Below are 10,402 nucleotides of genomic sequence, written 5' to 3' on the forward strand. Positions count from 1 at the left end.
AGCGTTCGCAACAAAAAACCGGAACCGCGCCACAGCGCGATTCCGGTTTTTTTATGCTCATTTGAGAGGGTGTTTTTACACTTATGTCCCAGCCTCTTATATTTATTGAAAAATACTATTATTCAACTGTTACTGATTTTGCTAAGTTACGTGGTTTATCCACATCACAGCCACGGTAAAGTGCTGCGTAGTAGCTAATTAATTGAAGTGGAATTACTGTTACAAGTGGTGTTAGTAGTTCGTGAACTGCTGGTAGCACCATTGTATCGTCTGCTTCTTCCATACCTTCCATTGAAATGATGACAGGGTTTGCGCCACGTGCCACAACTTCTTTCACGTTACCACGAACGTTTAAGCTCATTGATTTTTGAGATGCTAATGCGAATACTGGTGTACCGTCTTCGATTAAAGCGATTGTACCGTGTTTTAATTCGCCGCCTGCAAAACCTTCAGCTTGGATATATGAAATTTCTTTTAGTTTTAATGCGCCTTCCATACTTACGCAGTAATCGATACCACGACCGATGAAGAATGCGTTGCGTGTCGTTGGAAGCACAGCATCTGTCACTTGTTGAATTTCTTCTTTTTTATCGATAATTGTTTGAATCGCATTTGCGACAACACCAAGTTCTGTTTTTAGATCGTAATCGAAAGTGATACCTTTCGCTTGGCCTTCAACGTAAGCTGTAATCGCAAGTACTGCTACTTGTGCAACGTATGCTTTTGTAGAAGCAACCGCGATTTCAGGACCAGCATGTAATAACAATGTATAATCTGCTTCACGAGATAATGTAGAACCAGGTACGTTCGTAATTGTTAATGCTTTGTAGCCCATTTCTTTAATTTTCACTAATACTTGGCGGCTATCCGCTGTTTCGCCTGATTGTGAAATAAAGATAAATAGTGGTTTTTCAGAAAGTAGTGGCATGTTGTAGCCGAACTCACTTGCAATGTGTACTTCTACTGGTGTTTGAGACATTTTTTCGAAGTATTGTTTACCGACAAGACCGGCATGATAGCTCGTACCAGCAGCGATGATGTATAAACGATCCGCTTCTTTTAATGCTGCAGAAATATCTTCATCGATTGCTAATTCACCGTCTTTTGTATATTGTGCGATGATTTTACGAATAACACCTGGTTGTTCGTCGATTTCTTTTAACATGTAGTGAGGGTACGTACCTTTTTCGATATCGCTCATATCTAATTGTGCTGTGTAAGGTGCACGTTCAACAGTCGTACCGTCTAATTTTTCGATTGTCACGCTATCGCGTTTTACAAGTACAACTTCTTTATCGTGTAATTCGACGAATTGATCTGTTACTTGTAACATCGCCATTGCATCACTTGCGATTACGTTGAAGTCTTCACCAACACCGACTAATAATGGTGATTTGTTTTTCGCTACGTAAATGACTTCTGCATCTTCGTTATCTAATAAACCAAGTGCATAAGAACCTTTTAATAAACCTAATGTTTTACGGAATGCTTCGTCTGTTGATAAACCCGCTTCTACGAAATGCGCGATTAACTGAACGATAACTTCTGTATCCGTATCAGATTTCATTGTTACGCCTTGTAAGTATTCATCTTGTAGTAAGTGATAGTTTTCGATTACGCCGTTGTGTACTAAAGTAAAGCGACCTGATGCACTTTGGTGAGGGTGTGCGTTTGAATGGTTTGGCACACCGTGCGTAGCCCAGCGTGTATGACCGATACCAGCAGTTGCTGCTACTGATTCGTCTACTGCACTACGTAAGTTTGCGATACGGCCGACTTCTTTAAATACATGTACGCCTGTTTCATTTGATACGGCAATACCTGCTGAGTCATAACCACGATACTCTAATTTTTCTAGACCTTTTAATAAAATTTCTTTGGCGTCTGATTGGCCAATATATCCTACGATTCCACACATAATAATATTCCTCCGAATGATTGCAAATTTTTGTGCGCAAGAAACGATACCTTATTCTTTATCGAATAGGGCTCCTTGCTATATGATTTGCCTGATGCTTTCTTTGTCCAAAAGATTGCTCTTCTGTTTTAAAAATCATCGACGATCGGGCAATACGATCGGGAGGCATCCGCCGAATGTTTCGATACTCCTCCACCTCGTCTACTAAGGCTGTGTGGCTTGATTTCCTTAGTACTGGCGCTATAACTGTTTTTCCGATTTCTGCTTGAACACGATCCTCCTTTGCAGTGTTAATGCAATTTTTTGTAAGATGTCTAACCTCTTTTTCTAAATCGCAGTTCAATCATACTGAATCCAAAATTAATAGTCAATCAGAAACTAAAATTGAAAAGGGTTTCAAATGAAAAAAAGGGACAATTCTCATACATGACGTTACTTGTAATAGAAAAGTTCTCAAAACATGCAAAATCCTGAGTAATCACTCAGGATTGGTATTGCTTATTATTATAGTAATTTTAATAGCGCTTCGTTAAACGCTGGGATATCATCTGGTGTACGGCTCGTCACAAGTTGATCGCCGCATACAACGACTTCTCGATCTTCAAATTGTGCGCCCGCATATTCCATATCAACGCGAATCGATTTGTAACCAGTTGCATGACGCCCTTCTAATGCCTTCGCCGTAATTAATAATTGCGGCCCGTGGCAAATGGCGAATACCGGCTTTTTCGCATCCATAAAGCTTTTGGCGAATGAGACGAAGCGCTCATCGTCACGCAGTAAGTCCGGTGAAAAGCCACCAGGAATTAATAATGCATCGAAGTCTTCCGGTTTCACATCATCAATCGCTTGATCGATGTTCACTTCTTCTCCGTGCTTCCCTGTGATCGTCTTTCCTGCTTCTTTCTCAATCGTAATGACTTCATGACCTGCACCGCGAATCGCGACAGCTGGCTCTGTAAATTCGACGTCTTCAAATTGGTCTGTAATAAGTGTTGCTACTTTTGACAAATGAAACAGCTCCTTTATAAATGTCTTCGCTATATGTCTTCCCGCTATACATCGCTTTAAACAGCGAAATTAGCACAGCCGTTAATCTCATTTTGCGCAAATAAAAACCTTGAGCAACGGCAAGCTCAAGGCTTTTATCTCACATGGGAAAGTGATTGATTCGCATACGTAGCATCTGTAACGTATGTGTGCAAAAGCTAACGATGTCCATACACTCCATCAGAATATGACAACCGTGTCATTCGCGATACGCTACATGTTTCACGTACGATTCATGTTAATTAAAAATTAGCAACTTCTGCAGCTAACTGCAGCTACAGTAGTATTGTTCCCAATTCTCATAAAATAAAACAAAAAAAGAGAGAATTTTTAGAAATTCCCTCTTTTTTATCAAAATATTATTATTCTTCTAAGCCCATTTCAGTACGTACTACGTCTGCGATAGATGTGCAATAAGCATCACAAGCTTGTTGTGTCGGCGCTTCAACCATTACACGTACTAACGGTTCTGTGCCTGATGCACGTACTAATACGCGACCGTCGCCAGCCATCTCCGCTTCAACTTCTGCGATTTTTGCTGCCACGGCTGCGTTATCTGTAACACCATGTTTATCTGTCACACGCACGTTAATTAGTTTTTGTGGGAAAATCGTCATTTCCGCTGCAAGCTCAGATAATTTTTTACCTGTTGCTTTCATTGTGTTCACAAGTTGAAGACCTGTTAATAAGCCATCACCTGTTGTATTGTAATCTAAGAACACGATGTGACCTGATTGTTCGCCACCCATGTTGTAATCATTTTTACGCATTTCTTCTACAACGTAGCGATCGCCAACTTTCGTTTGAACGCTTTCCATACCGTTTTCTTCTACAGCTTTGTAGAAGCCCATGTTACTCATAACAGTTGAAACGACCGTATTCTTTTTCAGACGACCTTTTGTATTTAAGTACTTACCGCAGATGAACATAATTTGGTCCCCATCAACGATTTGGCCATTTTCGTCAACCGCAATTAAGCGGTCGCCATCGCCATCAAATGCTAAACCAAGGTCTGCGCCTTTTTCGACAACAAATTGTGCAAGCGCTTCTGGGTGTGTTGAACCGACGCCATCGTTAATGTTTAAACCGTTTGGTGAAGCACCCATTGTTGAAAGGTCTGCTTCTAAGTCTGCATAAAGATGTGCCGCTAATGAAGATGTTGCACCGTGTGCGCAGTCTAGTGCGACGTGGATACCTGTAAAGTCTTCATCAACTGTTTGTTTTAAATATTGGATATATTTTTGGCCACCTTCGAAGTAATCACTTACGCTACCAAGATCTTTGCCAACTGGGCGTGGTAAAGTATCTTCTTCCGCATCTAATAGCGCTTCAATTTCAGCTTCTTGGTGATCTAATAATTTAAAGCCATCTGATCCGAAAAACTTAATACCATTATCGGCAACAGGGTTATGTGATGCAGAAATCATGACACCTGCATGCGCGCTCATAACGCGTGTTAAATAAGCAACACCTGGTGTTGAAATAACACCTAAACGCATAACCTCCGCTCCGACTGATAATAAACCTGCTACTAAAGCGCCTTCTAACATTTCACCTGATACGCGTGTATCGCGACCGATTAATACTTTAGGACGTTCTGTAGCTTCTTTCGTTAAAACGTATCCACCGATGCGGCCTAATTTGAATGCTAATTCTGGTGTTAATTCGCTATTCGCTACGCCGCGGACACCGTCTGTTCCGAAATATTTACCCATGTTGTTTCTCTCCTTCAAAACTCATACATGTTTCTATCTTCATTATGATTTTTTTGTAAATTTCACTTTTGCCGACGTTTCAGAAGCTGTCGCTTTAATACCTTCTGGTGCTTCAATATGAATTGGCATCGTTTGCGTACCTTCTGAAACATCTTCTACCTCAACACTTACGTTAAAATCTTCCGCTGACAGCTTTTCAATCGCTGCTTTATCACCTTCGATATTTAACGTAACCGTGCCTGGATTTGGCGACACGAACTCAATCGTGTAAGCATCTGGATCAAAGTTTAATACGTTGATTGGCACGTTTTTCAACGTCTTTTGATCAAGTTGTGCTTGTTGCTCTTCTTCTGCTGCGTCTTTCGCTTCCTCTTCACTATCGGCTTGTTCATCTTCTGACACACTCTCAGACGTTTGAATGTCGATATTCAATTTCGCATCTGACGCATACGTGACACCTGCGGGTAGGACAACATCGACTGTTTTTGTCGTTGCTGCAATCACATCCGATACGTCGACTGTAACGTCTAACGCATCGATTGCTTCTACTTGTTGCTTCGGTCCGTAAAGGGTGATTGTCGATTTTTCCGGTTTCATCGCTGTAATGTTTACATCATCTGCCGGCGTACCTTTTTGTTTCACGACAATCGGTACTGTTTTATGATATTCGCCTACGTCTACTGTGACATGCACCAGTCGTGGTGAGAATGACACATTAAGCGCGTTCCAACCGGCATCAAATGCTTTTACCCGCACATCGCGGTCTAAGCTTTTATCAATGTCGCTACCTGGAACGATTGCTTTCACGTATGCAATTTGATTGACATCATCTGCCGCGCCTGTCACAGTTACCGTTTGTGGATCGGCTGCAGCTGCAACAACGTAGTGACCTGTCGCAAGCTGTTGCTGTGTAATTTGCGGTTCTACTTTTACTTGTTTCGATACGCGCTCTTCGACATTTACGTTGACCGTTTTCGGTTCAACTGTATAGTCTAGCTTATCAGAAAGGCCTGATACTTTTACTTTCACTTTGTGCGCACCGATTGTTTTGTTTTTTAATTCGATGTACGTCTCAAAACTTTTTGCTTGTTTTGCCGATACGACAATACCCATTGGACCTTTGATTTTCACAATGACCGTCTCAGGTTCGCCTGTCACAACAAAATTGTTGTTATCGTAGCGAACGTTAAGCGGCATTTCCAATGTTTCTTCTTTTATGCCTGAAAACGTATTTGCATCATCTTTTTCTTCGGGTTTGACCGTAAAGAATAATAGGATCGCTAAAATAAGGGCAGTAATACGTAATATCCACGGATTATCGATCAATTTATCCATTATTCTTTCTTACCCCCTCTCCAGTTCCACTTCGGCGTCGTCGCATCGTTCGGGTCACCGAACCATGCTCTGCGTAAGCGCATTTCAAACTCTTCGAGGGATAGGTCGCGGTGAATGTCGCCATTTACCGTTAAACTAATACCACCTGTTTCTTCCGATACGATAATCGTAATCGCATCCGTCACTTCACTAATACCGATGGCGGCGCGGTGACGTGTACCGAGCTCTTTCGAAATGAAAGGATTCTCAGATAAAGGTAAGTAACATGCCGCTGCTGCAATTTTGTTCTTTTGAACGATCACAGCCCCGTCATGTAATGGTGTGTTCGGGATGAAAATATTGATCATCAGCTCAGATGAAATTTCTGAATTCATCGGAATACCTGTTTCAATATAATCCGTTAATCCCGTATCTTTCTCAATCGAAACCAGCGCACCGATACGACGTTTTGCCATATAGCCGACTGATTTTGACATCGCCTGAATAAGACGATCTTGCTCTTGCTCCTCTTTTAAATTACTACTACGGGAGAATAGCTTTCCTCGACCGATTTGCTCCAGGGCACGACGAATCTCTGGTTGGAAAATAATAATAATTGCGAGGAAACCCCAATCAATAATTTGATTCGTAATCCAACCGAGCGTTTCTAGTCCAAGTAACACGGTCGCGACGCGGATGATGAATATTACAAAGATACCCTTTAATAACTGCACTGCTTTTGTTCCACGGATAAGAGTAAGGCCTTTGTAAATCACATACCAAACAAGTAGTATATCCAAAATATTGAGGAACAATCTAACTACATCGTTGTCTGTCAATTGACTAATTTGTTGTATAAAGTTCATGTGGATCGATCCCCCACTTTTCTAGCAAGTGCATATGCCTCAAGTATAGCACATATCTTTTCAAAACCTCTTCTTGCAACATAGAAACCATTAAAAAACGAAAAGGAAGAACTGCCTCGTTAGCAATCTTCCTTCGTTGTCATTATTGCTCTTTACCGAGCGAAAACATGTTTTTAAAGCCATTTTTCATCGTAAACCATAACCATTCAAACGTCTCGTCAATTTCTTCTACATGGCCTGTTACGTTCGCTGTAGAGGCCATATATTGACCGTTCACGACCGTGACATTGCCATCGACATTGCCATCGACGATTAAGTTACCATTTTCCACAACTAAATCCGTTTGAATCGTCTCACCTTTTGGAACGGTGACGGTTTCTCCTTCAACGATTAACCCTGGCGCTTTCGTCACGGAAAACTGCCCAGATTGATTGAAACTTGAAAATAATGCGGCACTCATTAAAATACAAAATACAGCTGCCGCAATGAGCATCGGATGTCTTCGTAAAAATCGTTGTACGCCTTTTAACGGACGCGATTTAATCGGCAACCCGGTCATCACATTCGTCGTAAACTGCGCTGGTACTGAGACCGCCGTCGCACTTTTAATAAAGGCTACGACATTCGTCAGTTCATACATATGCGCTTTGCAAGACGGACATTCTTTTAAATGTTCACGTAACGCGGTTTCATGTTGTTTTGTAATATCGCCATCCAAATATTCATGCATATATTCAACGACATGCTCTGGACATTGCTTCATAGAAATAACCTCCTACAAATCCCCTAACTGCTTCCGTAATGCTTCGCGCCCGCGATGCACACGTGTTTTCACTGTGCCAAGCGGAATGTCGAGAATATCACTAATCTCTTGCAGGGGTAACTCCTCAATATACTTTAATATAATGACCGCACGATACTTATCTGGCAAACGGCTAATTTCATATTGAATACGTTCTTGCAGCTCCATCCGTTCTAGCTCTTCTTCAGGTAAAAGCTCGTCCACAGATAACTGCGAATACATATCTAACCCTTCCGTACCAGGTACCGTTGCATCTAAATAATAATCGGGCTTCTTTTTACGAATACGGTCAATGCATAAATTCGTGGCAATACGATATAGCCACGTTGAAAATTTTCGTTTTTGATCATAGGTGTGCAAGTGAATATACGCTTTAATAAACGCTTCTTGTGCAGCATCCTCTGCTTCTTCTTTATTGCCAAGCATGCGATAACATACTTGATATAAGCTCTGTTGATAAAGGCTCACAATATCCGCATATGCACTTTGATCACCTTTGAGCACTTGTTTAATTCTTTTGTTGATTAACGGATCCATTGTGACGTCCTTTCCCACATTCGCTTGTTTAATATACGACTCACCCGTTAAAAGGTTTCACTTATTTATACAAGTTGCTCACCCATTAACGATCCGAGCAACGTCACCGCCACTTCCGCTGTGCGATTACGCTCATCTAAAATCGGATTTACTTCGACAAGTTCAAGCGATGTGATTAAATTGGAATCCTGTAACATTTCCATAGCTAAATGGCTCTCACGATAAGATAGCCCCCCAGGTACAGGTGTGCCGACTCCTGGCGTATGCATCGGATCGATCGCATCTAAATCGAGCGATAAATGCACACCATCTACGTGTTGGCCTTCTAAATGAATAATTGCCTCTTGCATCACTGCTGTCATTCCTAAACGGTCAATATCATGCATCGTATACACTTGAATGCCATGTTCTTTAATAAATGCTTTTTCTCCGGGATCAATTGAACGTGCTCCAATAAGCACAACATTTTCAGGCTTAACCGCAGGGGATTGTTGACGAATTTTTGTTAGTACATTTGCCCCGTAGCCCATTGCTGTTGCAAGCGGCATACCGTGAATATTTCCGCTTGGTGATGTTTGTTCGGTATTCATATCTGCGTGTGCGTCATACCAAATCACACCTAAATTTTCATAGTGCGCACCTAGTCCGGCAAGCGTACCGATTGCAATGCTATGATCCCCACCGAATACAATTGGAAAATGCCCTTTACCAACAATCTGTTTAACTTCTTCTGCTAAACGCATAGATACATCTACAACGCCATCCACATTTTTGAGCGTTGGATGTGATTGCGCTTGGAACTTCTTGTGGATATGTAAATCACCTAAATCCGTTACATGATGTCCTAAATTTTCTAACCGTTCAATTGCACCTGCATAACGTAAAGCACTTGGTCCCATATCTACGCCGCGACGGCTCTGTCCAAAATCTGAAGGTACACCAATAACCGAAATGTTCAATGATTTCAAAGCAATTCCCTCCTGTATACGTTTTCATCTTTATTATACAGAAAAAATCCTCATATGATAAAAATTACCATACAAGGATTTTTGCCATTTACTTATTTATCGTGTTTGTCTTTCAGGTCGCCGACTTTATCTTGCGCTGCTGCCTTCGCTTTATCAACTTTACCTTCAGCTTGGAGCTTCGCATTGTTCGTTGCGTTCCCTACTTGATCTTTTAATTCACCTTTTGCTTTGTTTACACCTGATTTAATTTTATCTGATAATCCTGACATATACGTAAAACCTCCTAAGAAAAGTTTTGTTATACACATTCTCATTAATTCCCTCATTTTCTTTTTTTAAACACAAAAAAACTTCTCCACCGAAGTGAAGAAGTTTCGTTATGAGTATGAGTCATGCAGGATTCGAACCAGCGACCCTCTGATTAAAAGTCAGATGCTCTACCAACTGAGCTAATGACTCATGGCTGGGGTACCAGGATTCGAACCTGGGCATGACGGAATCAAAATCCGTTGCCTTACCGCTTGGCTATACCCCAATATTTAAATGGTGGAGGGGGGCAGATTCGAACTGCCGAACCCGAAGGAGCGGATTTACAGTCCGCCGCGTTTAGCCTCTTCGCTACCCCTCCGAAAAATATAAATGGTGGAGGATGACGGGATCGAACCGCCGACCCTCTGCTTGTAAGGCAGATGCTCTCCCAGCTGAGCTAATCCTCCGTATAAATGGTGACCCCTACGGGATTCGAACCCGTGTTACCGCCGTGAAAGGGCGGTGTCTTAACCGCTTGACCAAGGGGCCATTTAATTTAAGTCTTTTCTCAAAGACAATAAATATATTATCATGATTCTTTATAGTATGCAATACTTTTTTTCATTTTTTTATAAAGTATAAGCTCCCAACCGGATTCGAACCGGTGACCTCTTCCTTACCATGGAAGTGCTCTACCTGCTGAGCTATGGAAGCACAGCTATAAAAAGACAAAAAAATGGCTCCGTTGGCAGGACTCGAACCTGCGACCCTCTGATTAACAGTCAGATGCTGCTACCAACTGAGCTACAACGGAACAATACTATTTCAATATGTAAATTGATTACTCATTTACACTTATTATTATAGCGACGAATTAGGTAAAATGCAATAGTATTTTTGAAAAAACAGAATACTTTATTATATTACAAAATCTTCAAACAATAAAAAAGAAGCACTGATCTATGTCAGTGCTTCTTTAATGT

The 10,402-nt window shown here is 41.4% G+C and carries 9 protein-coding genes and 7 tRNA genes; all 16 read right to left on the reverse strand.

The features are described 5' to 3' along the window. Positions 1 to 118: 118 nt before the first annotated feature. A complete protein-coding gene (gene glmS, locus KMHG_RS15165) occupies positions 119 to 1,918 on the reverse strand; it encodes a glutamine--fructose-6-phosphate transaminase (isomerizing) (protein ID WP_010290788.1) in 1,800 nt (599 codons plus the stop codon). Between the two features lie 504 nt (positions 1,919 to 2,422). Next, on the reverse strand, positions 2,423 to 2,929 hold the full coding sequence (locus KMHG_RS15175) for a type 1 glutamine amidotransferase domain-containing protein (protein WP_010290791.1): 507 nt from the start codon (positions 2,927 to 2,929) through the stop codon (positions 2,423 to 2,425). A 401-nt stretch (positions 2,930 to 3,330) separates the two neighbouring features. Next, on the reverse strand, positions 3,331 to 4,683 hold the full coding sequence (gene glmM, locus KMHG_RS15180; protein WP_010290794.1) for a phosphoglucosamine mutase: 1,353 nt from the start codon (positions 4,681 to 4,683) through the stop codon (positions 3,331 to 3,333). Positions 4,684 to 4,725: 42 nt separating this feature from the next. After that, positions 4,726 to 6,018 (reverse strand): CdaR family protein, encoded by a 1,293-nt coding sequence (locus KMHG_RS15185; protein ID WP_010290797.1) that lies wholly within the window; start codon positions 6,016 to 6,018, stop codon positions 4,726 to 4,728. Then, entirely contained in the window at positions 6,018 to 6,863 is an 846-nt protein-coding gene (gene cdaA, locus KMHG_RS15190; protein WP_010290799.1) for a diadenylate cyclase CdaA, read from the reverse strand. Before cdaA ends, KMHG_RS15185 begins: the two co-directional genes overlap by 1 nt. 142 nt (positions 6,864 to 7,005) lie before the next feature. Next, positions 7,006 to 7,626 carry a zf-HC2 domain-containing protein gene (locus KMHG_RS15195; protein ID WP_010290800.1) on the reverse strand — a complete coding sequence of 207 codons (621 nt, stop codon included), beginning with the start codon at positions 7,624 to 7,626 and terminating at the stop codon, positions 7,006 to 7,008. A gap of 12 nt (positions 7,627 to 7,638) precedes the next feature. Further along, positions 7,639 to 8,202: an RNA polymerase sigma factor SigW gene (gene sigW, locus KMHG_RS15200; protein WP_010290802.1), complete on the reverse strand. Its 564-nt coding sequence runs from the start codon at positions 8,200 to 8,202 to the stop codon at positions 7,639 to 7,641. Between the two features lie 65 nt (positions 8,203 to 8,267). Next, positions 8,268 to 9,170, reverse strand: a complete 903-nt coding sequence (gene rocF, locus KMHG_RS15205; protein ID WP_010290804.1) for an arginase — start codon at positions 9,168 to 9,170, stop codon at positions 8,268 to 8,270. 92 nt (positions 9,171 to 9,262) lie between these two features. Continuing rightward, on the reverse strand, positions 9,263 to 9,439 hold the full coding sequence (locus KMHG_RS18890) for a CsbD family protein (RefSeq protein ID WP_010290806.1): 177 nt from the start codon (positions 9,437 to 9,439) through the stop codon (positions 9,263 to 9,265). Positions 9,440 to 9,556: 117 nt separating this feature from the next. After that, positions 9,557 to 9,629, reverse strand: a tRNA-Lys gene (locus KMHG_RS15215). A gap of 1 nt (position 9,630) precedes the next feature. Next, positions 9,631 to 9,705 (reverse strand) — tRNA-Gln (locus KMHG_RS15220). A 9-nt stretch (positions 9,706 to 9,714) separates the two neighbouring features. After that, positions 9,715 to 9,798 (reverse strand) — tRNA-Tyr (locus tag KMHG_RS15225). Positions 9,799 to 9,810: 12 nt separating this feature from the next. Continuing rightward, positions 9,811 to 9,886, reverse strand: a tRNA-Val gene (locus KMHG_RS15230). Between the two features lie 7 nt (positions 9,887 to 9,893). Then, positions 9,894 to 9,968: transfer RNA gene (locus KMHG_RS15235), tRNA-Glu, on the reverse strand. Positions 9,969 to 10,060: 92 nt separating this feature from the next. Continuing rightward, positions 10,061 to 10,133 (reverse strand) — tRNA-Thr (locus KMHG_RS15240). A 23-nt stretch (positions 10,134 to 10,156) separates the two neighbouring features. After that, positions 10,157 to 10,233 (reverse strand) — tRNA-Asn (locus KMHG_RS15245). Positions 10,234 to 10,402 lie beyond the last annotated feature (169 nt).

The sequence above is a fragment of the Kurthia massiliensis genome (assembly GCF_000285555.1).
Lineage (GTDB): Bacteria > Bacillota > Bacilli > Bacillales_A > Planococcaceae > Kurthia > Kurthia massiliensis.